Annotated in this window: 20 protein-coding genes; 9 read left to right on the forward strand and 11 right to left on the reverse strand. The window is 68.9% G+C overall.

Annotated elements, in window-relative coordinates; translation table 11 throughout:
* Positions 1 to 99: 99 nt before the first annotated feature.
* The 3 genes from RIC31_RS25345 (at position 100) to RIC31_RS25355 (ending at position 5,148) form a co-directional block, all read left to right on the forward strand.
* On the forward strand, positions 100 to 1,191 hold the full coding sequence (locus RIC31_RS25345) for a TRAP transporter substrate-binding protein (protein ID WP_350114866.1): 1,092 nt from the start codon (positions 100 to 102) through the stop codon (positions 1,189 to 1,191).
* A gap of 207 nt (positions 1,192 to 1,398) precedes the next feature.
* Complete coding sequence (locus RIC31_RS25350) at positions 1,399 to 2,391, forward strand: TRAP transporter small permease subunit (protein WP_350114869.1); 993 nt, start codon at positions 1,399 to 1,401, stop codon at positions 2,389 to 2,391.
* Between the two features lie 90 nt (positions 2,392 to 2,481).
* On the forward strand, positions 2,482 to 5,148 hold the full coding sequence (locus tag RIC31_RS25355) for a TRAP transporter large permease subunit (RefSeq protein WP_350114872.1): 2,667 nt from the start codon (positions 2,482 to 2,484) through the stop codon (positions 5,146 to 5,148).
* A 110-nt stretch (positions 5,149 to 5,258) separates the two neighbouring features.
* On the opposite strand, the gene parC is transcribed toward RIC31_RS25355, so the two are convergent.
* The 8 genes from parC to folK all read right to left on the reverse strand — a co-directional run bounded on the left by parC (position 5,259) and on the right by folK (position 14,013).
* Positions 5,259 to 7,493 (reverse strand): DNA topoisomerase IV subunit A, encoded by a 2,235-nt coding sequence (gene parC / locus RIC31_RS25360; RefSeq protein WP_350114875.1) that lies wholly within the window; start codon positions 7,491 to 7,493, stop codon positions 5,259 to 5,261.
* Positions 7,490 to 8,251, reverse strand: coding sequence for a DNA repair protein RecO (gene recO, locus RIC31_RS25365; RefSeq protein ID WP_350114878.1), 762 nt, complete (start codon positions 8,249 to 8,251; stop codon positions 7,490 to 7,492). Before recO ends, parC begins: the two co-directional genes overlap by 4 nt.
* A 41-nt stretch (positions 8,252 to 8,292) precedes the next feature.
* The gene (gene era, locus RIC31_RS25370) at positions 8,293 to 9,240 is read right to left on the reverse strand and encodes a GTPase Era (RefSeq protein ID WP_350114881.1); all 948 of its coding nucleotides are present in this window, start codon (positions 9,238 to 9,240) and stop codon (positions 8,293 to 8,295) included.
* Positions 9,237 to 9,920, reverse strand: a complete 684-nt coding sequence (gene rnc, locus RIC31_RS25375; protein ID WP_350114884.1) for a ribonuclease III — start codon at positions 9,918 to 9,920, stop codon at positions 9,237 to 9,239. The genes era and rnc overlap by 4 nt, the downstream gene beginning before the upstream one ends.
* Complete coding sequence (lepB, locus tag RIC31_RS25380) at positions 9,917 to 10,654, reverse strand: signal peptidase I (protein ID WP_350114887.1); 738 nt, start codon at positions 10,652 to 10,654, stop codon at positions 9,917 to 9,919. The genes rnc and lepB overlap by 4 nt, the downstream gene beginning before the upstream one ends.
* A 118-nt stretch (positions 10,655 to 10,772) precedes the next feature.
* Positions 10,773 to 12,914, reverse strand: coding sequence for a RelA/SpoT family protein (locus tag RIC31_RS25385; RefSeq protein ID WP_350114890.1), 2,142 nt, complete (start codon positions 12,912 to 12,914; stop codon positions 10,773 to 10,775).
* A gap of 63 nt (positions 12,915 to 12,977) precedes the next feature.
* Positions 12,978 to 13,415, reverse strand: a complete 438-nt coding sequence (gene rpoZ, locus RIC31_RS25390) for a DNA-directed RNA polymerase subunit omega (protein WP_350114893.1) — start codon at positions 13,413 to 13,415, stop codon at positions 12,978 to 12,980.
* A gap of 88 nt (positions 13,416 to 13,503) precedes the next feature.
* Positions 13,504 to 14,013, reverse strand: a complete 510-nt coding sequence (gene folK / locus RIC31_RS25395) for a 2-amino-4-hydroxy-6-hydroxymethyldihydropteridine diphosphokinase (protein ID WP_350114896.1) — start codon at positions 14,011 to 14,013, stop codon at positions 13,504 to 13,506.
* A 170-nt stretch (positions 14,014 to 14,183) separates the two neighbouring features.
* Between folK and RIC31_RS25400 the strand changes: the two genes are divergently transcribed.
* Both RIC31_RS25400 and RIC31_RS25405 read left to right on the forward strand, forming a co-directional pair.
* Positions 14,184 to 14,855, forward strand: coding sequence for a LabA-like NYN domain-containing protein (locus RIC31_RS25400; RefSeq protein ID WP_350114899.1), 672 nt, complete (start codon positions 14,184 to 14,186; stop codon positions 14,853 to 14,855).
* Between the two features lie 9 nt (positions 14,856 to 14,864).
* Positions 14,865 to 15,527 carry a uracil-DNA glycosylase gene (locus RIC31_RS25405; protein ID WP_350114902.1) on the forward strand — a complete coding sequence of 221 codons (663 nt, stop codon included), beginning with the start codon at positions 14,865 to 14,867 and terminating at the stop codon, positions 15,525 to 15,527.
* Here the strand turns inward: RIC31_RS25405 and RIC31_RS25410 are convergent.
* Genes RIC31_RS25410 through dapA form a run of 3 tightly spaced genes read right to left on the reverse strand, consistent with a single transcriptional unit; the run spans position 15,524 to position 17,326 of the window.
* Positions 15,524 to 15,964, reverse strand: coding sequence for a hypothetical protein (locus RIC31_RS25410; protein ID WP_350114906.1), 441 nt, complete (start codon positions 15,962 to 15,964; stop codon positions 15,524 to 15,526). The genes RIC31_RS25405 and RIC31_RS25410 overlap by 4 nt on opposite strands.
* Positions 15,961 to 16,431: an SsrA-binding protein SmpB gene (smpB, locus tag RIC31_RS25415; protein ID WP_350114909.1), complete on the reverse strand. Its 471-nt coding sequence runs from the start codon at positions 16,429 to 16,431 to the stop codon at positions 15,961 to 15,963. Before smpB ends, RIC31_RS25410 begins: the two co-directional genes overlap by 4 nt.
* Before the next feature lie 19 nt (positions 16,432 to 16,450).
* Positions 16,451 to 17,326 carry a 4-hydroxy-tetrahydrodipicolinate synthase gene (gene dapA / locus RIC31_RS25420; RefSeq protein ID WP_350115227.1) on the reverse strand — a complete coding sequence of 292 codons (876 nt, stop codon included), beginning with the start codon at positions 17,324 to 17,326 and terminating at the stop codon, positions 16,451 to 16,453.
* A 184-nt stretch (positions 17,327 to 17,510) separates the two neighbouring features.
* Here dapA and RIC31_RS25425 point away from each other — a divergent pair, with 184 nt between their 5' ends.
* Genes RIC31_RS25425 through RIC31_RS25440 form a run of 4 tightly spaced genes read left to right on the forward strand, consistent with a single transcriptional unit; the run spans position 17,511 to position 22,272 of the window.
* A complete protein-coding gene (locus tag RIC31_RS25425) occupies positions 17,511 to 19,742 on the forward strand; it encodes a transglycosylase SLT domain-containing protein (RefSeq protein ID WP_350114912.1) in 2,232 nt (743 codons plus the stop codon).
* Entirely contained in the window at positions 19,739 to 20,443 is a 705-nt protein-coding gene (locus tag RIC31_RS25430) for a haloacid dehalogenase type II (RefSeq protein WP_350114915.1), read from the forward strand. Before RIC31_RS25425 ends, RIC31_RS25430 begins: the two co-directional genes overlap by 4 nt.
* Before the next feature lie 7 nt (positions 20,444 to 20,450).
* Positions 20,451 to 21,302: an alpha/beta fold hydrolase gene (locus RIC31_RS25435; RefSeq protein WP_350114918.1), complete on the forward strand. Its 852-nt coding sequence runs from the start codon at positions 20,451 to 20,453 to the stop codon at positions 21,300 to 21,302.
* Positions 21,280 to 22,272: a threonine ammonia-lyase gene (locus RIC31_RS25440; RefSeq protein WP_350114921.1), complete on the forward strand. Its 993-nt coding sequence runs from the start codon at positions 21,280 to 21,282 to the stop codon at positions 22,270 to 22,272. Before RIC31_RS25435 ends, RIC31_RS25440 begins: the two co-directional genes overlap by 23 nt.
* The last annotated feature ends 3 nt before the right edge of the window (positions 22,273 to 22,275 follow it).

Consider the following 22,275-nt stretch of genomic DNA (forward strand, 5'->3'; position numbering starts at 1 on the left):
GTGGTTCAGGGCCACGCGTCGCACGCGTAACAGGGAGTGCGATTCAGGGGGACAATCCGCCGATTGGTATGGCGGACGGCAACACGATGGGAGAAAACCATGAAGCGTCGTTCATTTCTTACCGGGGCCAGCGTAGGCGGCATTGCCGCCGCCGCAAGCGCGCTTTCGGCGCCGGCGATCGCGCAGTCTCGCGTCGAGATGGTTATGGTCTCGACCTGGCCGCGCGACTTCCCGGGCCTCGGCACCGGGGCGCAGCGCCTCGCCAAGCGTATCCAGGAGGTCTCCGACGGCCGGATCCAGGTGCAGTACTTTGCCGCCGGTGAGCGGGTCGGCGCCTTCGACGCGTTCGACGAGGTCGCCTCGGGCAATGCCCAGGCCTACCACGCCGCCGACTACTACTGGAAAGGCAAGCACCCGGGCTGGGCGTACTTCACCTCGGTGCCGTTCGGCCTGACCGAGAACGAGATGGGCGCCTGGATCCACCACATGGGCGGCCAGGAGCTGTGGGACGAGCTGGCCGGCGAATTCGGCCTGAAGTGCCTCGCAGCCGGCAACACCGGCGTGCAGATGGGCGGCTGGTTCAACAAGGAGATCAACTCCTCCCAGGACCTCAAGGGCCTCAAGATGCGTATCCCGGGCCTGGGCGGCGACGTCATGGCCAAGCTGGGTGCCTCGCCGGTCTCGCTGCCGGGCGGCCAGATCTACGAGAACCTGGTCTCCGGTGCGATCGACGCGACCGAGTGGGTCGGCCCGTGGAACGACTACTTCCTGAAGTTCTACGAGGCGGCGAAGTACTACTACTACCCGGGTATGCACGAGCCGGGCGGCTACGATTCGCTGGGTCTGAACAAGGCGTGGTGGGACAAGCTCTCGAAGTCCGACCAGCTCCTCATCAAGGCCTGCGCTTCCGAAGAGACCGATTTCATGATGGCGGAGTTCAACGCCAACAACGGTACCTACCTGCGGAAGCTGACCCAGGAGCACGGCGTCCAGCTGCGTGAGTTCAACGACGACGTCTACGATGCGTTCGGTCGTGCCTCGGCCGAGGTGTACGAGGAGGTCCGCGCGCACAGCGACCTCGCCAATCGCATTCATGAGAGCTTTGCGAAGGCGCGGTCCGATGTCGGCGCCTGGATGAAGCTGTCCGAAGGCGCGTACTACGCCCAGCGCAACCGGGTGCTGGGTCTCTAATCCGGTCGCGGATTCGAAAATCGACGGACGGGGTCTCCTGACCCCGTCCGTTTTCGAATCGCCATACGGACTTCCCCGAACTAAGACGGCGTCCCAAGCCGCGCGATACTCGGCTCACGGTTCCATGCCGGACGGCTTGAACCGGGTCCGATCCATTCGTCGTGAAGATCGCGGGGCGACCGCGGTTGCTAACGGAGACTGCCTGCCATGGCGACCATGGAACCAGCATCCCGCTACCCGTCCAAGGGCGGCTTTCCGGGACCGGGCTTCACCCGCGCGGTCGGGTGGATGATCGTCGGCCTGACAGCCGCGTTCCTGATCAACACCTACCTGTCGATCTGGCACGGCTGGCCGGGCGCCCAGTCGGCCTTCTCGAAGGGTGGCCTCGGTATCGTCCAGGCCGCCCTGTTCGTGGCCGGCGTCGTCGGACCGGTCCTGTTCGTGTCGCGCACCGACCGGGGGCTGCGGCAGGATTCGCAGCTGCTGTCGAGCGTGGTGGCCTACATCGTCCGGGCGGCGTTCTGGGCGGTGGTGCTGATCGGGCTCGCCGACATGCTGATCTCGTTCCTGCGGGTCGAGAACCTGCTCGTGACCATGGTCGGGCACGAACTGGCGACCGAACTCGGTCGCTCGCAGTTCCGGGGGCCCGTCATCCACATGCCGCTGCTGGTGCTCGCAATGGCTATCGCGGCATGGACCCGGACCATCGGTTTCCAGTGGCTGGCGCTGCTGGTGGTGGTCGCCGAGCTGCTGATCGTACTGACCCGGTTCATCTATTCCTACGAGCAGGCGTTCCAGGGCGACCTGGTGCGGTTCTGGTACGCGGGCCTGTTCCTGTTCGCCAGCGCCTACACGCTGTACGAGGACGGTCATGTGCGCGTGGACGTCCTGTATTCGGGGTTCTCGCCGCGCGCCAAGGGGATTTCCAACGCGCTCGGCTGCCTGTTCATGGGCGTCACGCTCTGCAGCGTGATCCTGGTCTTCGGCATGTTCGACAAGACCAGCGTGATCACCGGCCCGCTACTGAGCTACGAGGTCTCGCAGTCCGGCTTCGGCATGTATGTGAAGTACCTGATGGCCGGGTTCCTTGGAATCTTCGCCGTTACCATGATGATCCAGTTCGCCGGCTATCTGATGGACAGCGTGGCCGACATGCGCGGCGAACCGGGCCACCGCGACACCGAATCCCCGATGTCCTGACCGGGGCGCCGGCCCCCGGCGACCCGTGTCATCGCAGCATTTCCAGGGCCTCCGGCCCATGACCGACCAGAGCGAAAGCGGCGCCTAAAGATGGAGCTCTTCTTCCTCGCCCTCCTCGTGATCCTGATGGCTGCGGCCCTCGGATCGGGCTTCCCGGTCGCATTCGCCCTCCCGGGCTCGGCGATCGTCACCATCGGGCTCGCCGCGATGTCCGGCATGCTCTTCGAGGGCAATGCGGACGCCTACTTCGCCCAGGGCAGCCCCGTGAACTGGCTCAGCGCCGGCGTCACGAACTTCCGCGGGATCTACTGGGAGGTCGAACGCGACACCCTGATCGCGATCCCGCTGTTCGTGTTCATGGGCATCATGCTGCAGCGCTCCAAGATCGCGGAAGACCTGCTGGTATCGATGGCGCAGCTGTTCGGCCCGATCCGCGGCGGCCTCGGCATCTCGGTGGTGTTCGTCGGTGCGCTGCTGGCCGCGACCACCGGCATCGTCGGCGCGACGGTGGTGGCGATGGGACTGATCTCGCTTCCCGCGATGCTCCGCAACAACTACTCGCACCCGCTCGCCACCGGCACCATCGCGGCCTCGGGGACCCTCGGCCAGATCATCCCGCCGTCGATCGTGCTGATCATCCTGGCCGACCAGTTGTCCGGCGCCGTCGACCAGGCGGCGACCGCCCGCCTGGCGCTCTACAAGGCGAACACCGGCGAGTTCTCGATGCCGAGCGAGTTCAGCGTCAGCTCGACCAGCGCTGGCGACATGTTCATGGGCGCCCTGCTGCCGGGCCTGATCCTGGTCGGGCTGTACATGCTGTTCATCCTGGTGATCTCCTTCGTCCGCCCGAAGATGGCACCGGCGGTTCATTTCGACGGCGCCTACGACCGCCGCTTCGCCGGCAAGGTCCTGTTGGCCCTGGTCCCGCCGCTGACGCTGATCTTCGTCGTGCTCGGCTCGATCATCACCGGCATCGCCACCGTCAACCAGGCCGGCGCTATCGGCGCGGCCGGCGCACTGATCATGGCCGGCTACCGGCTGTACGAGGGCAAGGGAACCTATCGGCCTGCGGTGCTGGCGGTCGTCTCCGTGGTCCTGATCCTCGGCACCCTTCACGTCGTCCCGCTCAACATCCGCCAGGTCAACACCCAGGCCGACGTGATCGGCATGCTGGTGGCCACCGTCGGCGTGATCGGCCTGCTGGTCGCCCTGTCCTGGAGCGGCTATCGCACGCTGAAGATCGACAACACGCTGCAGGGCGTGATGATCGAGACGGCGAAGACGACCTCGCTGGTGTTCATCATCCTGCTCGGCGCCGCCATGCTGACGGCGGCGTTCAGGGCGTTCGGCGGCGAGGACCTGGTCCGTGAGTTCCTGACCGGCCTGCCCGGCGGGTTCTGGGCCCAGTTCATCATCGTCATGGCCGTGATCTTCGTCCTCGGCTTCTTCCTGGACTTCATCGAGATCGCCGTCGTCGTGGTGCCGATCGTGGCCCCGATCCTGCTGATGGACCCGTCGGCGAACGTCACCGCGGTCTGGCTCGGCGTGATGATCGGCCTGAACATCCAGACGTCGTTCCTGACGCCGCCCTTCGGCTTCGCGCTGTTCTACCTGCGCGGCGTCGCCCCGGCGGTGGTGCGGACGATCTCCATGTACAAGGGCGTGGTTCCGTTCATCTCGCTGCAGCTGTTTGCGCTGTTCATCGTCGGCGTGGTGCCGGAGCTGGTGAACTACATCCCGAGCCGGGTTTCGCTCACCGGTGTGACGGCCCCGCCGCCGAAGAACCCGCGCCTGCAGAGCTGCATCGAGGACTACATCCGGGAGACCAACGCGAACCGCGGCGACGAGATCAAGGCCGCGATCCGGCAGGCCCAGGGATGGGATCTCTCGACCCTCCCGAAGCGCCGCGCCACCGCGGTCGCGAAGGCGCTCGACACGGCCGGCCAGACCTTCACCGCCCTGGACGAGGCGTTCGCCGCGTCCAAGGCGATCGACGACGCCGCGGTGAACTACCGGCCCCTGCACGTCGCCGTCCGGGCGACCCAGGACGACATCCGGGGCCACAAGCAGGAGATCCAGGAGATCAGGAACCGGATCGACCTCGCCAAGCGCTTCCGTCCCGACGAGACCGCCTACCTCGCGGGCCTGGAGGAGGAACGGGACCGTCTCGAGGCCGAGCTGAAGCAGCTCGAAGCATCGATTCCCGACGACTGGGAGCCGCGGCACCGTGACTTCAAGAAAGTGCTGGCCGAGGAGAAGCGCGCGCGCCTCACCTATCGGCGGACCACAGACCAGGCCTACGAGCCGATCCTGGAGCTGATCGGCGTCCTGCGGACCGCCGACGCGCTGGCCGCCCTGGAAGACGACCTCCGCGCCCTCGGGGAGGTCGTGCGCAGCGAGCAAAGCGCCGACAGCAAGGAAGAGGCGATCAAGGAAGTCGAACGGCAACTCAACGACGGGGTCTCGGACGTCAACGAGATCCGCACCGCCCTGTCGTCGACGCGCCGCGCCATCCGCCGCGACGCCGACAAGCCGGAGAAGGCGATCCAGGAGTTCGAGAAGGCCGTGGCGATCATGAGCGAGGAAATCACCTGGCGAACCAACGCCCGGGAAAGCCTCCTGCCGCAGCTCGAGGCCTACGACGCGGCGATCAAGTACACGATCGGCCTGCGCCAGCTCAACCGGATGCCCGACGAGATCGCGGTCGAGATCGCCGCCTGCCAGGCCCACCACACGGACATCTCGCTGTACTTCTGAGCATCCCCCGCGGCAAACGCCGCAAGCGGCCGAAACGGAAAGGGCCCGGCGCATCGCGCCGGGCCCTTGGTCGTTGCTGCGGGTGCGGCCCGCCGGCCGCGGCGCCGCGATCAGGTGAAGCGCGGCGGCCGCGGGAAGCCGTTCGGCGGGTTCCGGCCGGCCCCGGCACGCTTGCCGCGCCACGGCTCCAGCTCGGTCTCGGTGCGCCGTCGGCCGCCCTGCAGCGTCCAGGACAGTCCCTCCTCGGCCTTGAACACCACGGCGTCGGCCAGCCGGCCGCCGCTCTTGTACTTCTGCAGGATCACGCCCTTGCCGCGCGACATCTCCGGCAGGTCGGCGAGGTCGAACACCAGCAGGTTGCGGTTGGTACCGACCACCGCGATGGCGTCGCCGGTTGCCGGCACGCAGACCTGGGCCTTGGCGCCCGCATCCAGCACCAGCACCTGCTTGCCCGTCCGGGTCTGCGCCACCACGTCGTCGGCCGGCACCACGAAGCCGCGGCCCTCGGTCGAGGCGACCAGCAGCCGCTCGCCGGCCCGGTGCGGCCTGATCGCGACCAGATCCTCCTCGTTGGCCAGGTCGATCATCAGGCGGATCGGCTCGCCATGGCCGCGGCCGGACGGCAGCTTGTCGCCGCCGATGGTGTAGAACCGGCCGTCGGTGGCGAACACCAGGATCCTGTCGGTGGTCTCGGCATGCAGTCGGAAGCGCTCGCCGTCGCCCTCCTTGTACTTGACCTCCTGGTCGGCGCCGATATGGCCCTTCAGCGCCCGGATCCAGCCCTTCTCGGAGCAGATGACGGTGATCGGCTCGCGCTCCACCAGAGCCTCGGTCGGCACCAGCACCGGGCTCGGGGTCGAGCCGATCACAGTGCGGCGGCGGCCGAGCTCGGTGTCCTTGCCGAAGGTCCGCCGCAGCTCGCCGAGCTGCTGCGCGACGGTCCGCCAGCGCCGGCGCTCGTCGTCGAGCAGCGCGACCAGGTCGTCGCGCTCGGCGGACAGCTCCTCGAACTCCTTGCGGATCTCGATCTCCTCGAGCCGCCGCAGGGCCCGCAGGCGCATGTTGAGGATCGCCTCGGCCTGCACGTCGGTCAGCTCGAAGGTCCGCATCATCACGGCCTTCGGCTCGTCCTCCTCGCGGATGATCCGGATGATCTCGTCGAGGTTCAGATAGGCGATCAGGTAGCCGCCCAGTACCTCCAGGCGGTGCGCGATCTTCTCGAGCCGGTGCCGGGTGCGGCGCACCAGCACCTCATGCCGATGGTCCAGGAACGCCTGCAGGGCCTCGCGCAGACTCATGACCCGCGGCACGTTGTCCTTGTCGAGGACGTTCAGGTTCAGCGGGATCCGGCTTTCAAGGTCGGTCTGGCGGAACAGGCTCTCCATCAGCACGTCGGGGTCGACGTTGCGGCTCTTCGGCTCCAGCACGAGGCGGATGTCGGCGGCCGACTCGTCGCGGATGTCGTCGAGCAGCGCCAGCTTGCGGGCCTGCAGCAGCTCCGCCATGCGCTCGACCAACCGGGACTTCTGGACCTGGTACGGGATCTCGGTGACGACGATCTGCCAGGTGCCGTTCTTCAACGGCTCGACTTCCCAGCGCGCCCGCACCCGGAAGCTGCCGCGCCCGGTCCGGTACGCCTCCATGACCGCCTCGCGGGATTCCACCAGGGTGCCGCCGGTCGGGAAGTCCGGGCCCGGAACCAGGTCGATCAGGGTCTCGTCGCGGGCATTCGGGTGCTCGATCAGGTGCTGCAGGGCGGCGCACAGCTCGTCGACGTTGTGCGGCGGGATCGAGGTCGCCATGCCGACCGCGATGCCCTGGGCGCCGTTGGCCAGCAGGTTCGGGAACGCCGCCGGCAGGACCACCGGCTCCTCGCCCTCGCCATCGTAGGTCTGCCGGAAATCGACCGTGTCCTCGTCGATTCCCTCGAGCAGCAGGCGGGCGACCTCCGTCATCCGCGCTTCGGTGTACCGCATCGCCGCGGCGTTATCGCCGTCGACGTTGCCGAAGTTGCCCTGGCCGTCGACCAGCGGATAGCGGACCGCGAAATCCTGGGCCAGCCGGACCAGGGCGTCGTAGATCGAGGAGTCGCCGTGCGGGTGGAACTTACCCATGACGTCGCCGACCACGCGGGCCGACTTCTTGTAGGCCGATCCCGGGTCGAGACGGAGCTGCCGCATCGCGAACAGCAGCCGCCGGTGCACCGGCTTCAGGCCGTCACGCACGTCGGGCAGCGAGCGCGCCATGATGGTCGACAGCGCATAGGCGAGATAGCGCTCGCTCAGCGCGTCGGCCAGCCAGGTATCGCGGATCCGCGGCGGGTCGTCGGTAGATGTCGTGGTCATATGCTCGATCCTCCACCAGATACTGTAACGTCCCGCGCGAAGCGTTCAACGAAACGCGTGCGGGCCGGCGGTGGCTGCCGGCCGTGGGTCGCAAACACATGGCGCTCAAGGAAGAATCCGGACAGCGCCAGACCCCGGAAAAGATCGTCGACGTCGCCGCCGCCGCGCCCGATCAGGAATCGCGGCAGCGCCAGCAGCCGGTCGCGGTACGGCTCGCCGGCGGCCAGCGAGACCGCCCGGCCGGAACGCGGGCTGACATAGGCGAGATCGTCGTTCACGCCGGTCGCGGCACAGCTCTCCAGGTCGAGGCCGTAGCCGAGGTCTGCCAGCACCCCGATCTCCCATCGGACATAGGCGGCGATCCAGGCATCGCCCAGGTCCGGACGGGCCATCGCGTCGAGCAGCGCGACCAGGCCGTCATACACCCGGGGATGCGGCTCGCGCTCGGGCAACGACGCCTCGGCGATCGCGCAGGCGGCGGTCAGGCCGGCCAGCTTCAGCGGGTCGTCAAGCGCCGCGGCCGCATAGCCGTGGGCGAGTTCGCAGGCATAGTTACCAAGATGCTCGGACAGCCGCGCCCGCCACTCCGCGGTCACCCGGTTGCCGGCCTGGTAGAGCCCCCTTGCCCGCCCCGAGAAGGCGCCGCGGACCAGCCCTGCGTGCCGGCCGTGCGCCCGGGTCAGCAGCATCACGACGGCCGAGCCCTCGCCGTGCGGCCGGGCCGCCAGGACGATGCCCTCGTCGCTCCACTCGACCATGGGTCAGGCGCCCGTCTCCGGAGACATGGCCCGCCGGGCGCTCACACGTCCCACTCCAGCCCCCAGGTGGTGTAGCGCTCGCGGTCCTCCTGCCAGGCCTCCCGCACCTTCACGAACAGGAACAGGTGCACGCGGCGGTCCAGCATGGCCTCCAGCTGTTCCCGGGCGAGCTGGCCGATCTCCTTGATCTTGCGGCCGTTCTTGCCGAGCACGATCATCCGCTGGTTGTCGCGCTCGACGTAGATCGTCTGGTCGATCCGCACCGAGCCGTCGTCGCGCTCGGTCCAGATGTCGGTCTCGACCGTCGCCTCGTAGGGCAGTTCGTCGTGCAGCTTGAGGAACACCTGCTCGCGCGTGACCTCGGCGGCCAGCAACCGCTCCGGGAGGTCGGAGAGCTCGTCCTCGGGATAGTGCCAGGGTCCTTCCGGCATGCGGTCCGCCAGATACTGCCGCAGGTCGTCGCAGCCGCTGCCGTTCAGCGCCGAGATCATGAACACCCGGTCGAACTCGAACAGCTCGGAGCATTCCTGCGCGATCGGCAGCAGCCGCTCGCGCTTCATGCCGTCGACCTTGTTCAGGGCCAGGACCGCACGCTGCCCGTTGGCCTTCAGGCCGTCGATGATCCGCCGGGTGTCCTCATCGATCCGCCCCTTGGCCGCGTCCACCACCAGCACGATCACGTCGGCATCGCCGGCGCCGGCCCAGGCGGCATGCACCATGGCCCGGTCGAGCCGGCGGCGCGGCCGGAAGATGCCGGGCGTGTCGACCAGGATGATCTGGGTCGGGCCCGCCATGGCGATGCCCCGGATCCGGGCGCGGGTGGTCTGCGCCTTGTGGGTGACGATCGAGACCTTCGCCCCGACCAGATGGTTGGTCAGGGTCGACTTGCCGGCGTTGGGCGCCCCCACCAGCGCGACGAACCCGCAGCGTGTGGGCGCATCGCCCGCACCACCGCCGGCCTGCCCGTCATTGCCCGGTACGTCGCTCATTCGCCAATCGCCTCCAGCATGGCCGCCGCCGCAGACTGCTCGGCCAGCCGTTTCGACTTTCCGATCGCCCGCTGCGGCTCCAGGCCCTCGACCCGCACCTCGACCGTGAACTCGGGGGCGTGCGCCGGGCCGGTCTGCACGACCGTGGCGTACACCGGAAGCGGCAGCCGGCGTCCCTGCGCCCATTCCTGCAGGGCGGTCTTCGGATCCTGCGGCGGCCGCTGGTCGAGTTCCAGGACCGGGTTCCAGTATCGGAGTATGAACCGCCGCGCCGCCTCCAGCCCGCCGTCCAGATACAGCGCGCCGATCACCGCCTCCATGGCGTCCGACAGGATGGTGTCGCTGGCGCGCGCGCCGGCCTCGTCCTCTCCGCGCGAGACGATCAGGTAGCGGCCGAGGTCGATGCTGTGCGCCACCTCCGCCAAGGTCTCGCGCCGCACCAGGCTGACATGGCGCTTGGCGATCGAGCCCTCGCGCTCGTGCGGGAACCGGTCCAGCAGATGTTCGGCGAGGATCAGCGCCAGCACCCGGTCGCCCAGGAACTCGAGCCGCTCGTATGCGTTCCAGGCCCGCGGTTCCGCGCTGGCATGAGTCACCGCGCGCCGCAGGATGTCGGCATGGTTGAAGGTATGACCGAGAAGCTCGGCCAGGCCGCTTAGGTCGCGGTCGACCTCGTTCATTCGATGCCTTCCAGCAACCGGCCGAACCGGGTCGCCGGCAGCCACTTCCAGACTTCCCAGACACTCGCGGTCGCGGCGGTCGAATAGAAGATCACCTCGGCCCGGCCAACCAGGTTGTCCTTCGGAATGAACCCGACCCGGGCAAACCGGCTGTCGACCGAATTGTCGCGGTTGTCGCCCATCGCGAAGAAGTGCCCCTCGGGCACCCGGTAGACCCCGGTGCTGTCGTTCGGCTGGTCGTCGCTGATCTCCAGGATGCGATGCTCGACGCCGTTCGGCAGGGTCTCGATGTACTGCTTGACGTCGGCCGGCCGGCCGAACCGGTCCTCGTCGCGGTAGTCCTCGACCTGGCGGCGCTTCACGGCCTCGCCGTTGATCTGCAGGATCCCGCCGACCACCTGGATGGTGTCGCCGGGCAGGCCGACGATCCGCTTGATGTAGTCGGTCCGGTTGTCGGTCGGAAGCTTGAACACCACGACATCGCCGCGCTCCGGCTCGTCATACAGCAGCCGGCCCGGGATCAGCGGGAGCGAGAACGGCAGGGAATGCCGGCTGTACCCGTAGGACATCTTCGACACGAACAGGTAGTCGCCCACCAGGAGCGTCGGGATCATCGAGCCGGACGGAATGTTGAACGGTTCGTAGGCGAAAGTGCGGATGAACAGGGCGATACCCACGGCGATGAGGATCGTGCGGATCATCTCGCCGAAGCCGCCCGTTTTTCTTACCGCCATGTGTCGGGGTCTCGCTTGCATCGAAGGACTCGGACTGGTCGTCCAGCCGCGGTCGGTATGCCGAATTTCCGTACCCGGGGCAAGAACCTGCGCCGTAAAACCGCACCCGCTCTCCGGATCATCCGCGGGCGCGCTCCACGGAGTTGATGACCGGTGTGGCGCGCAACGCCGCAATGATGGTGGTCAGATGCCGGACATCGCCGACCTCGACGTCGATCAGCAGTTCGAAGAAATCCACCGATCGCGTGACGATCTTCAGGTTGATGATGTTGCCGCCGTTCTTGCCGATCACGGTCGACAGCGAACCCAGGCTTCCCGGCTCGTTGGCGATGACCACCTCGAGTCGCCCGACATGGACCGTCGCGCGTTCGGAGTCCCAGCCGACATCGAGCCAGCGCTCCGGCTCGTGGTGGTAGTTCTCCAGGGTCTCGCAGTCGATGGTGTGGATCGTCACGCCCTTGCCGGTGGTCACGATGCCGACGATGCGCTCGCCCGGCAGCGGATGGCAGCAGCGCGCGAAGTGCACGGCCATGCCGTCGATCAGACCGGTGATCGGGATCGCGTCGTGGCTGGACTTCCGGGACTTGCCGCGCGCCCGCGCGATCGGCACCACGTTCGCGGGCTTCTCGGCCGGCCGCGCCGGCGGATAGGCGGCGTGCACCACCTCCAGCGCGCTGGTCAACCCCTCGCCGACGCCGGCGTAGAGATCCTCGACAGTCTCGGCGCGGAACTTCTCCGACAGCGGCGCCACGGTCTTCTCGCTGAACGGATGGCCCTCCTGGCGGAACGCCTTCTGCAGCATGGCCTTGCCGAGGTCTGAGAACTGCTGGCGGCGCTTCAGCCGGACGAAGCGCCGGATCCGCGCCTTGGCCTTGCCGGTGACGACGAACTGCTCCCAGGTCGGCGACGGAGTCGAGGTCTTCGAGGAGACGATCTCGACCTGGTCGCCGTTCTTCAGCTGGGTCTGCAGCGGCACCAGCCGGCTGTTGATCTTGGCGCCGACGCAGGTGTCGCCGATCTCGGAGTGCACCGCGTAGGCGAAGTCGATCGGCCCGGAGCCCTGGGGCAGCGCGATCAGGTCGCCCTTCGGGGTGAAGCAGAACACCTGGTCCTGGTACATCTCGAGCTTGGTGTGCTCGAGGAATTCCTCGGGGCCGGACGCCTGGTCCAGGATGTCGAGCAGTTCCCGGATCCATCGGTACTTGCGCCCCTCGCTGGCGCCCGATCCCTGCTTGTAGGACCAGTGCGCCGCGACGCCGAGCTCGGCGATGCTGTGCATGTCCGGGGTGCGGATCTGCATCTCGATACGCTGGCGATGCGGCCCGATCACGCCGGTATGCAGCGATCGGTAGCCGTTCGGCTTCGGGGTAGAGATGTAGTCCTTGAACCGGCCGGGAACCACCGGGTAGCGGGCGTGGATCAGGCCGAGCGCGTGGTAGCAGGCGCCGATGTCCGGCACCACCAGCCGGAACGCCATGATGTCCGAGAGCTGCTCGACGCTGACGTTCTTGCGCTGCATCTTCTGCCAGACCGAATACGGGGTCTTGGTCCGGCCGGAGATCTGCGCCTCGACGCCGCCCTCCGACAGCGTGCTCCGCAGTTCCTCGATGATCCGCTCGACCAGGTCCCCGCCCTCGGACCGCAGGTAGTCGAGCCGGGTCTTGATCGACGACCGGGCATCCGGATTGATCTCCGCGAAGGCCAGGTCCTCGAGCTCGTCCTTGATGTCGTTGATGCCGATCCGCGCCGCCAGCGGCGCATAGATGTCCATGGTCTCGGCGGCGATCCGGCGGCGCTTCTCCGGCTTCTCGATGAAATGCAGCGTCCGCATGTTGTGCAGGCGATCCGCCAGCTTGACCAGCAGCACCCGGATATCCTGGCTCATCGCCAGCACGAGCTTGCGGAGGTTCTCGGCCTGCTTGGTGCGGTCGGACTGCAGCTCGATGCGGGTGAGCTTGGTGACCCCGTCGACCAGCCGCGCGATCTCGTCGCCGAACATCCGGCGGATGTCGTCGAGCGATGCGTCGGTGTCCTCGAGCACGTCGTGCAGAAGCGCGGTGATGATGGTGCCGTGGTCGAGCTTCATCCGGGTCAGAATCCCGGCGACCTCGAGGGGGTGCGAGAAATACGGATCGCCCGACGCGCGCGTCTGGCTGCCGTGCATCTTCATCGCATAGACATACGCACGGTCCAGGGCCGCCTCGTCCGCGGTCGGATCGTAGGCGCGTACCGTTTCTACAAGCTCGTATTGCCGGATCATGAGGCCCTACCTGCGTTACCTCTCAAGGTAGGGCCGCCGCCATAAGTTGGCGAGACGGGAACTTCAGTCCTCGTCGCTGAGCGTGCCGTCGTCCACGTCTTCGAAGCCACCGGCCGCCTTCTCGTCTTCCTGCTCGACCTGCATGCCCAGGGACGAGGCCGCGTCCTCGTCCAGCGTCTCGCCTTCGGCAAGCCGGCCGTCCAGGCCGACGGCGCCGCCGAGGCCCTCGGCACCGATCAGCCGCTCGAGGTCGTCGTCCTCCGGCTCATCGACTTCCACATGCTTCTGCAGGCCCTTGATCAGGCTCTCCTTCAGCACCTCGGACTCGACGGTCTGGTCGGCGATCTCGCGCAGCGCGACCACCGGGTTCTTGTCGTTGTCGCGGTCGACGGTGAGCTGCGATCCGGCCGAGATGTCGCGGGCGCGCTGCGCCGCCGCCATCACCAGGTCGAAGCGGTTCGGGATCTGGAGGATGCAATCCTCAACGGTAACCCGCGCCATGAAAGCCTCTCGAAATCGGTCGGGGAAGGTCGGCGAGCCGCGGAATATAGCGATGCGCCCCCGGCTAAACAAGGACTATCCACAGCCCTCACCGGTCGTCGATCGGGCGGATCGCGGGACCGTCGGCCGGCAGCGCCGAAATCAGCTCGCGGACCGCCTCGCCGGTGCCCGGATGCCGCCAGGCCGGCGCCACGTCGGCCAGCGGGAGCAGAACGAAGGCCCGCTCCCGGGCCCGCGGATGCGGCAGCACCGGCCCGCCGTCCCGGCCGTCACGCAACGCGCCGTCATGGTCGATCAGGTCCAGGTCCAGCGGCCGGGCCTCGTTGCGGATCCGGCGCACCCGTCCGAACGACGCCTCGACCGCGTGCAGCCGCGCCAGCAGCTCGGCCGGCCCCAGCGCGGTCTCGACCGTCACCGCGCCGTTGACGTACCAGGGCTGCCCGGACGGCGGCACCGGTTCCGATTCGTACCAGCGCGACGTCGCCGTCACCGCGAGGCCGGGTTCCCCGGCCAGTCGCTCGACCGCCGCCCGGCAGGTCTCGAGCGGAGTCGCGAAACCGTCGGCCGGCAGGTTTGCGCCGATGGCAACGATGATCATCGCAAGCTCCTTGCGGCAGCGGGCCGAGTCCGGGCGTTTCGTCTGTACATGCGCCGCCCGGCCCTCATACTATGAAAGGCATCATTTGCGAGCCCGTTTGCGGCTTTGACGTGGCGGGCATTCGTTCATGTATTGATCCACCCAAGCACGCTATTTGAGAGGCTTTCGCGATGTTTTTTTATCCGCATGAGAAGGTTGCATTGTTCATCGACGGCGCGAATCTCTATTCCGCTGCCCGGGCCCTCGGATTCGACATCGACTACAAGCGGCTGCTCGAACTCTTCGGCAGCAAGGCCCATCTGATCCGCGCGTTCTACTACACCGCGCTGCTCGAGGATCAGGAGTATTCGCCGATCCGCCCGCTGGTCGACTGGCTCGACTACAACGGCTACAGCCTGGTGACCAAGCCGGCGAAGGAGTTCACCGATTCCCAGGGCCGCCGCCGGATCAAGGGCAACATGGATATCGAGCTGGCGGTCGACATGATGGAGATGGTCGACCGACTGGACCATGTCGTGCTGTTCTCGGGCGACGGCGACTTCCGCTCGCTGATCGAGGCGGTGCAGCGCAAGGGCGTGCGGGCCACGGTGGTGTCGACGATCCGCTCCTCGCCGCCGATGATCGCCGACGAGCTTCGCCGCCAGGCCGATCAGTTCATCGACCTCGACCAGCTGGCGAGCGACATCGAGCGGGTCCATGCCGACCGGCCGCCGCGGCGCGAACGCCCGGCCCCGTCGTCCAGCGACAATTCGACCGACGACGAAGAGGACTTCGAGGACGAGATGCCGGCCGTGGTGACGCGCCGGACACCGCGCCGTCCCGGCGGCTACGACGGCGTCTGATACCCGACGATGGGGGCTTCGGACGTCGACCCGCCGCGCGACTGCCCGCTCTGTCCGCGCCTGGTCGCGTTCCACCGCGGCAATCGCGCGGCCTATCCGGATTTCTTCAACGCCCCGGTGCCGAGCTTCGGTCCGGCCGACGGCCGCCTGCTGATCGTCGGCCTCGCCCCCGGCCTGCGCGGGGCCAACCGGACCGGCCGGCCGTTCACCGGCGACTATGCCGGCGACCTGCTGTACGCGACGCTGATCGCGCACGGCTTCGCTCGCGGGACCTACGACAAGCGACCGGATGACGGCCTCGAGCTGGTCGACTGCCGCATCACCAACGCCGTGCGCTGCGTGCCGCCGGAGAACAAGCCGGTCGGATCCGAGGTGTCGGCCTGCCGGCCGTTCCTGGTGAATACCATCGCCGGGATGCCGAACCTTCAGGCCATCCTGGTGCTCGGGTCGCTGGCCCACGGCGCGACCCTGGCCGCCCTCGGCCTGCGCAAGTCGGCCTGCAAGTTCGGCCACAACGCGGTGCATCCGCTGCCCGACGGCCGGACCCTGGTCAGTTCGTACCATTGCTCGCGCTACAACACGAACACCGGCAAGCTGACGGCCGAGATGTTCCATGCGGTGTTCGGCACGGTTCGCGCCCTGCTCGACGGCCCGCCGGCGACCCGAAGCTAGCCGCAGGCCAGGTCGTAGCGCCCGCGATACAGTTCATTCATCCAGCCGTATTCGAAGCCGACCAGGTAGAGCACCAGGGCCGACAGCACGGCGACGAGCAGCAGTTCCCGCACGCGGACCCAATCCACGTACCAGAACAGCGCCGCGACCAGCAGCAGCACCGGCGCCCAGAACTGGATCGTCGCGGTGAAGTACAGCAGGTGGATCTCGAACGGGTACACGACGCGCCGCCCGGCCTCGATCTGCGACTTCAGCCAGCAGGTCGACGTCGGCTCGACATAGGCCCACACCAGGACCGCGACGTTCAGCACGACCAGCAGGACCAGCGGGCTGGCGACCGACAGGCCGGCCATGACCGGCTTGAGGCGCGCCGGCCGGCGCGGCGCCGGTTCCGGAAACGGGGGCTGGAGGCCGCCGTCGCCGGAAGCGCCGGTCATGCCCGCTCCCGCATGATCCGCGACTTCTGACGCTCCCAGTCGCGCTTCTTCTGGTCTTCGCGCTTGTCGGCCAGCTTCTTGCCGCGCGCCATGCCGAGCTCGAGCTTGGCGATGCCCCGGTCGTTGAAGTACAGCGAGATCGGCACCAGCGTGTAGCCCTCGCGCCGGATCAGACCGAGCAGGCGCTCCTTCTCGCGCTTGTGCACCAGCAGCCGGCGGATCCGCTTCGGCTCGTGGTTGAACGGCTCGGCCGGCCGGTACTCGGGGATGTGCGCATTGATGAGCGCGAGGCCGCCCTCGTACTCGCCCGCATAGGACTCGCCGATCGATGCGCGGCCCTCGCGCAGCGACTTCACCTCCGAGCCGGTCAGCATCATGCCGGCCTCGATGGTATCCTCGATCTGATAGTCGAAACGCGCCCGCCGGTTCCGCGCCACCTCCCGGCGGGTGCCTTGGCTGCCCGCCATGACGCCCTCGCTGTGCCCGTCAGTTCAACAACCCGGCATGCCGCATCGCGTCCTCGACGCGGCGCTTGCTGGTCTCGGCGATTTCCACCATCGGCAGCCGTGCCGTGCCGTCGCACAGGCCGATCAGCTTCGCCGCGTACTTCACCGGGCCGGGGCTTGTCTCGCAGAACAGCGCCGCATGCAAGGGCTGCAGCCGCTCGTTGATCGAAAACACGGTGTCGAGGTCGCGGCGCTGCCAGGCCTCGTGCAGCTCGGACAGCGGCTTCGGTGCGACGTTCGCGGTCACCGAGATGCAGCCATGGCCGCCATGGGCCAGGAACGGCACGATCGAGGCGTCTTCGCCCGAAAGCTGGGTGAAGTCCGGGCCGATGGCCATCCGGGTCTTGATCGGCCGCACCGGGTCGGAGGTCGCGTCCTTGACCCCGGTCACCCGCGGCAGGTCGGCGAGCCGCGCCATGGTCTCGACGGTCATGTCGACGATCGAGCGTCCCGGGATGTTGTAGATGATCACCGGGATCTCGGCGCTGTCGTGCACCGCCTTGAAATGCTGGTACAGGCCTTCCTGGGTCGGCTTGTTGTAGTACGGCGTGACATGCAGCACCGCATCGGCGCCGGCTTCCTTGGCGTGGCGGGTGAAGTCCATCGCCTCGGCGGTCGAGTTCGAACCGGCGCCGGCAATCACCGGAACCCGGCCGCGCGCCTCGTCGATGCAGAGCTCGACCACGCGCTTGTGCTCCTCGTGGCTCAGCGTCGGGCTCTCGCCGGTGGTCCCGACCGGGATCAGGCCGTGCGTGCCGTTCGTGATCTGGTAGTCGACGAGTTTCCGGAACGCGTCCTCGTCCACCGAACCGTTCTTGAACGGCGTGATCAGGGCAACCAGCGACCCCTTGAACATCGGCTCTCCGAACGCGTAACCCATCGGCCCTCTCCCGAAGCGGCGACTTCACATGTCGCGGAGCCGGACCTTACGCCGCAGGTTCCGAGCGGGCAAGGCTCGCGGCCCCCCTCCCGCGCGGCCCCGGAACGCGGTATGTTGTTGTGCGTTGCGGAATTCTGACGAAAGAAGCGTCGATACTCCGATGCCCATGCCCGAGCGGCGATCAGCCCCCCTTCCTCCCGGTTCCCGCAGCCGTCGACCCGGTCGATCGGCCCTGCTTGCGGCCATCGCCCTGCTCGGCGGCCTCGGCCTCCCGGCATCCGCGGTCCTGGCGGCCGCGCAGCCGCCGCGACCGGTATCGCGACCCGCGGTCGACGCGCCGTCGGAGCCGCCCGCCGAAGCGACCGCCGAGCGATCGGCCCGGCCGGCGGACGGCCTGCCGCCACGGCCGACCCCTCGCCCCCTGGTTGCTCCCGGCCGCCTGCCGCCGGGCGACTCCGCCTGGCGGACGACCCTGGCCTATGCCGAGGACGGCGACTGGGATGCGGCGCTGGCGGTCCCCGGGCGGACGCAGGATGCCGATCTCGCCGCCGTGCTGCTGTGGCTCGACCTGCAGGATGCAAGCCGCCCCGCCGATTTCGCCACCCTCGCCGGGTTCCTGACCGAGCATCCGGGCTGGCCCGGCGAGTACGCGATCGAGCTCCGGGCCGAGCAGGCCATGCCGGCCGGCCTGCCGGGTTCCACCAAGGTGTTCTGGTTCCGGACGCACCGGCCGCGGACCGCGGCCGGGCGGCTGGCCTATCTGGATGCGCTCGACTCCGTGGGTGCCGGCGACGCCCTCGTGCAGGAGGTTCGCCGGGTCTGGCGCGAGCTGGATCTCGGCAACAAGGCATTCAAGGAATTCCTCGACCGCTACGGCCGGCACCTGCGCCCGATCGACCACCAGCACCGTCTGGACGAGATGCTGTGGCGCGGCGAGTCGCAGGCGGTCGAGCGGACCCTGCCGCTGGTCTCCGGTGGCTGGCGGAAGCTGGCGGACGCCCGGCTGCGGCTCCGAGAGGGCCGCGGCGGCGTCGACCAGGCGATCGAGGCGGTGCCGGCGGAACTCCGCAACGATCCCGGCCTGTTGTATGAGCGTATCCGCTGGCGACGGCAGCGCGGTCTCGTCACCGAGGCGCGGGAACTGCTGTTCGAGGCCCCCCCGAAGCCCGAGTTCGAGGCGCTCTGGTGGCGCGAGCGGGCCTGGCACATCCGCGAGGCCCTGGACCGGGGCAGCTACCAGGACGGCTACCTGCTGGCGGCATCGCACGTGCAGCGCGGCGGCATCGCGTTCGCCGAGGCCGAGTGGCTGGCCGGCTGGATCGCCCTGCGGTTCCTGGACCAGCCCGCGGACGCGCTGCGCCATTTCCGGCAGCTCTACGAGAACGTCTCGACGCCGATCAGCCTGGGGCGGGCGGCCTACTGGGCCGGGCGGGCCGCCGACGCCCTCGGCGACTCCGCCGACGCCCGCGCTTGGTACGGCCGCGGCGCCGAACAGGCGACCACCTTCTACGGCCAACTCGCGGCCGCCCGGCTGGGCGCCACCGAGATAGCGCTGGCGGCTGCCGACCCGCTCTCCGAGGAGAAGAGGCAGGCCTTCCTGGCCCGCGACCTGGTGCGGGCGACCGCGTCCCTGATCCGGGTCGACCGCAGGAAGCTGGCGGAGCGGTTCCTGCGCACCCTGGCCTACCGGGCGGCGGACGAGGACGAGTCAGTCGCGATCGCCCGGCTGGCGGCAGAGCACGGCTTCACATCGACGGCGGTCTATGCCGCCCGCCGGGCGGCCCGCAGCGGCGCCGCCCTGATCGACCTGGGCTATCCGCTGCTCGACCCGCTGCCGGACATGACGCCCGAGCCGGCGCTGGTCCACGCCATCATCCGGCAGGAGAGCAGTTTCGACCGGGACGCAATCAGCCGGGCCGGGGCCCGCGGCCTGATGCAGTTGATGCCCGGCACCGCCAAGGACACCGCCAGGTCGGTCGGGGTCGACTACGACCTGGGGGCGCTGATCGCCGACCCGAGCTACAACGTGAGGCTGGGGCGGACCTATCTGAATGCCATGATCGAACGGTTCGACGGCCAGTACGTCCTGGCGATCGCCGCCTACAACGCCGGGCCGCACCGGGTGAACCAGTGGATCGGCCGATACGGCCATCCGTCGTCGCCCGATGTCGACGTGATCGACTGGATCGAGAAGATCCCGTTCTCCGAGACCCGGAACTACGTACAGCGGGTGCTCGAGGGACTGCACGTCTATCGCGGGCGGCTACCGCAGCAGGCATCGCTGATGCTCGCGGCGACCACCTGGCGGCCGCAGGCGGTCTGGTGCGTGTACAGCTGTGGCGTCTTGCTGGACGGCCAGCAGGCCGCCCTCGCACGGGAGAAGAGCCGATGATCCACCGCCTGACCGGCATCGAGGCCTGCGTGTTCGATGCCTACGGCACGCTGTTCGACGTGCATTCCGCTGTCGGCCAATGCCGCGACCGCTTCGGGCTGGAGTCCGGGCCGGCGCAGACCATGTCCGACAGCTGGCGGACGCGGCAGCTGCAGTATTCCTGGCTACGGTCGTTGATGGGCAAGCATGTCGATTTCTGGCAGGTCACCGGCGACGCCCTGGACTTCGCCCTCGACACCGCCTTCGGCCCCGGCAAGGCGCCGGACGGCCTGCGCCAGGCCCTGATGGACAGCTACCTGGCCCTGCACACCTACCCCGAGGTGCCGGGCGTGCTCCGCAAGCTGAAGGATGCCGGCATGAAGACCGCGGTGCTGTCGAACGGCTCGCCGTCGATGCTGGAGAAGGTCTGTACCAGCACCGGGATCGACGCCGTGCTCGACGCCGTGCTGTCGATCGAGGACGTCGGGATCTACAAACCGCATCCCAGCGTCTACCGGCTGGCGGTCGAGCGCCTGGACCTCAGCGGGCCGGCCGCCGTCAGCTTCCAGTCCTCGAACGCCTGGGACGCGGCGGCGGCATCCGCCTTCGGGTTCAAGGTGGTGTGGTGCAACCGCTTCGGCCAGGCCCGCGAGCGACTGCCCGGCGCGCCCGACGTGGAAGTGACCAGCCTCACGGACCTCCCCGCCCTCGTCGGCGTCTGAACCGCCGATGTCCGCCGCCCCGCGCGAGCGCCCGGTCAGCAACCGCGACGGTCGGCGAATCCATGTCTCCGACTGGGGCGATCCGCTCGACCCCCGAACGCCGATCCTCGGCCTGCCCGGCTACGCCCGCAACGCCCGGGACTTCCAGCACGTCGCCGAGCGGCTGGCACCGCGCCGGCTGGTCTCGCTCGACTACCGCGGCCGAGGACGGTCCGACTATGAGCGGGACTGGCGGGACTACGACCCGCGCGGCCTGGTCGACGACGTCCGGCAGGTGACGGTGGCGACCGGGCTGCACCGGTTCGTGGCCATCGGGACGTCGCTGGGCGGTATCCTGGCGATGGCCCTGGCGGTCGCCATGCCGTCCGCCCTTGCCGGAGCGGTCCTGAACGACGTGGGACCGGCGGCGGCCAGCGGCGGAGCCGACTACCTGATCGACTACATGGGCCGGGACCGGCCGCAGCCGGACTGGCCGAGCGCGGTGGCCGAACTCCAGCGGAACATCCCGAACCTGTCGCTGCAGACCGAAGAGGAGTGGCTGGCCTTCGCCCGCAACACCTTCCGCCGCGGCGAAGACGGGCTCCTGCATATCGACTGGGACCCGGCAGTGGTCCGGCCGCTGCGACGCGGCTCGGCCCGCGGGACCGATCTCTGGCCGCTGTTCCGCGCCCTGCGGCCGTATCCGGTCCTGGCGATCCGCGGCGGGGCGTCGATGCTGCTGTCGGCCGAGACCTTCGACGCGATGGCCGCCGCCCATCCGGGCATGCGGCGGATAACCCTGGAGGGGGTCGGGCATGCCCCGACCCTGGACGAACCGATCCTGCGCGAGGCCCTCGATGACTTCCTCGATTCCGTCTGACCTGCCGTCGGCCGCCGACGTACGGGCCGCCGCCGCGCGCCTGGCCGGCGTCGCGGTGCGCACGCCGCTGCTGGAGCCGGGGTTGCTGAACGCCCGGCTCGGCGGCCGGCTCCTGGTCAAGGCCGAGCCGCTGCAGCGCACCGGGTCGTTCAAGTTCCGGGGCGCCTACAACCGGGTCTCGCTGATCCCGGCGGCGGACCGCGACCGCGGCGTCGTCGCCCTGTCGTCGGGAAACCACGCCCAGGGCGTCGCCGCAGCGGCCGCCATGCTCGGCCTCTCCGCCACGGTCGTGATGCCGGCCGACGCCCCCGCCATCAAGCGCGCCAACACCGCGGCCCTGGGGGCCCGCGTGGTCGCATACGACCGGCATTGCGACGACCGCGAGGCGATCGCCGCCGGGATCGCCGCGCGCACCGGCGCCACCATCGTGAAGCCCTACGACGACCCCGGCATCATCGCCGGCCAGGGGACCGTCGGCCTGGAGATCGCCGAGCAGACGGCGGAACTGGGCGTACGGCCAGACGCGGTCCTGGTCTGCTGCGGTGGCGGCGGCCTGGTCTCGGGCACCGCCCTGGCGCTCGCCGACGCGGCACCGGGCGTCCCGGTGTGGTGCGTGGAGCCGGCGGCGTTCGACGACACCCGGCGGTCATTGGCGGCCGGCGAGCGGCTGGGCAATCCGCCGGAGGCCCGGTCGATCTGCGACGCCCTGCTGTCGCCGATGCCCGGCCACCTGACCTTCGCGCTGAACCGCCGGCTGCTCGCCGGCGGGCTGGCCGTCGACGACGACGAGGTGCGGCACGCCATGCGTACCGCGTTCGAGACCCTGAAGCTGGTGGTCGAACCCGGCGGCGCGGTCGCACTCGCCGCCGTCCTGTCCGGCCGGATCGAGATCAGCGGCCGGACCGTCGTCGTCGTCGCATCCGGCGGCAATGTCGATCCGGAGACCTTTGCGGATGCGCTCGCCGCCTGACCG

This window comes from Thalassobaculum sp. (assembly GCF_040219615.1).
Taxonomy (GTDB): Bacteria; Pseudomonadota; Alphaproteobacteria; order Thalassobaculales; family Thalassobaculaceae; genus Thalassobaculum_A.

Bases quoted from the DNA above. Each gene is read 5' to 3' on its own strand.
- RIC31_RS25345 (WP_350114866.1), top strand. From the start codon at position 100: ATGAAGCGTCGTTCATTTCTTACCGGGGCCAGCGTAGGCGGCATTGCC.
- RIC31_RS25350 (WP_350114869.1), top strand. From the start codon at position 1,399: ATGGCGACCATGGAACCAGCATCCCGCTACCCGTCCAAGGGCGGCTTT.
- RIC31_RS25355 (WP_350114872.1), top strand. From the start codon at position 2,482: ATGGAGCTCTTCTTCCTCGCCCTCCTCGTGATCCTGATGGCTGCGGCC.
- parC (WP_350114875.1), bottom strand. From the start codon at position 7,493: ATGACCACGACATCTACCGACGACCCGCCGCGGATCCGCGATACCTGG.
- recO (WP_350114878.1), bottom strand. From the start codon at position 8,251: ATGGTCGAGTGGAGCGACGAGGGCATCGTCCTGGCGGCCCGGCCGCAC.
- era (WP_350114881.1), bottom strand. From the start codon at position 9,240: ATGAGCGACGTACCGGGCAATGACGGGCAGGCCGGCGGTGGTGCGGGC.
- rnc (WP_350114884.1), bottom strand. From the start codon at position 9,920: ATGAACGAGGTCGACCGCGACCTAAGCGGCCTGGCCGAGCTTCTCGGT.
- lepB (WP_350114887.1), bottom strand. From the start codon at position 10,654: ATGGCGGTAAGAAAAACGGGCGGCTTCGGCGAGATGATCCGCACGATC.
- RIC31_RS25385 (WP_350114890.1), bottom strand. From the start codon at position 12,914: ATGATCCGGCAATACGAGCTTGTAGAAACGGTACGCGCCTACGATCCG.
- rpoZ (WP_350114893.1), bottom strand. From the start codon at position 13,415: ATGGCGCGGGTTACCGTTGAGGATTGCATCCTCCAGATCCCGAACCGC.
- folK (WP_350114896.1), bottom strand. From the start codon at position 14,013: ATGATCATCGTTGCCATCGGCGCAAACCTGCCGGCCGACGGTTTCGCG.
- RIC31_RS25400 (WP_350114899.1), top strand. From the start codon at position 14,184: ATGTTTTTTTATCCGCATGAGAAGGTTGCATTGTTCATCGACGGCGCG.
- RIC31_RS25405 (WP_350114902.1), top strand. From the start codon at position 14,865: ATGGGGGCTTCGGACGTCGACCCGCCGCGCGACTGCCCGCTCTGTCCG.
- RIC31_RS25410 (WP_350114906.1), bottom strand. From the start codon at position 15,964: ATGACCGGCGCTTCCGGCGACGGCGGCCTCCAGCCCCCGTTTCCGGAA.
- smpB (WP_350114909.1), bottom strand. From the start codon at position 16,431: ATGGCGGGCAGCCAAGGCACCCGCCGGGAGGTGGCGCGGAACCGGCGG.
- dapA (WP_350115227.1), bottom strand. From the start codon at position 17,326: ATGTTCAAGGGGTCGCTGGTTGCCCTGATCACGCCGTTCAAGAACGGT.
- RIC31_RS25425 (WP_350114912.1), top strand. From the start codon at position 17,511: ATGCCCATGCCCGAGCGGCGATCAGCCCCCCTTCCTCCCGGTTCCCGC.
- RIC31_RS25430 (WP_350114915.1), top strand. From the start codon at position 19,739: ATGATCCACCGCCTGACCGGCATCGAGGCCTGCGTGTTCGATGCCTAC.
- RIC31_RS25435 (WP_350114918.1), top strand. From the start codon at position 20,451: ATGTCCGCCGCCCCGCGCGAGCGCCCGGTCAGCAACCGCGACGGTCGG.
- RIC31_RS25440 (WP_350114921.1), top strand. From the start codon at position 21,280: ATGACTTCCTCGATTCCGTCTGACCTGCCGTCGGCCGCCGACGTACGG.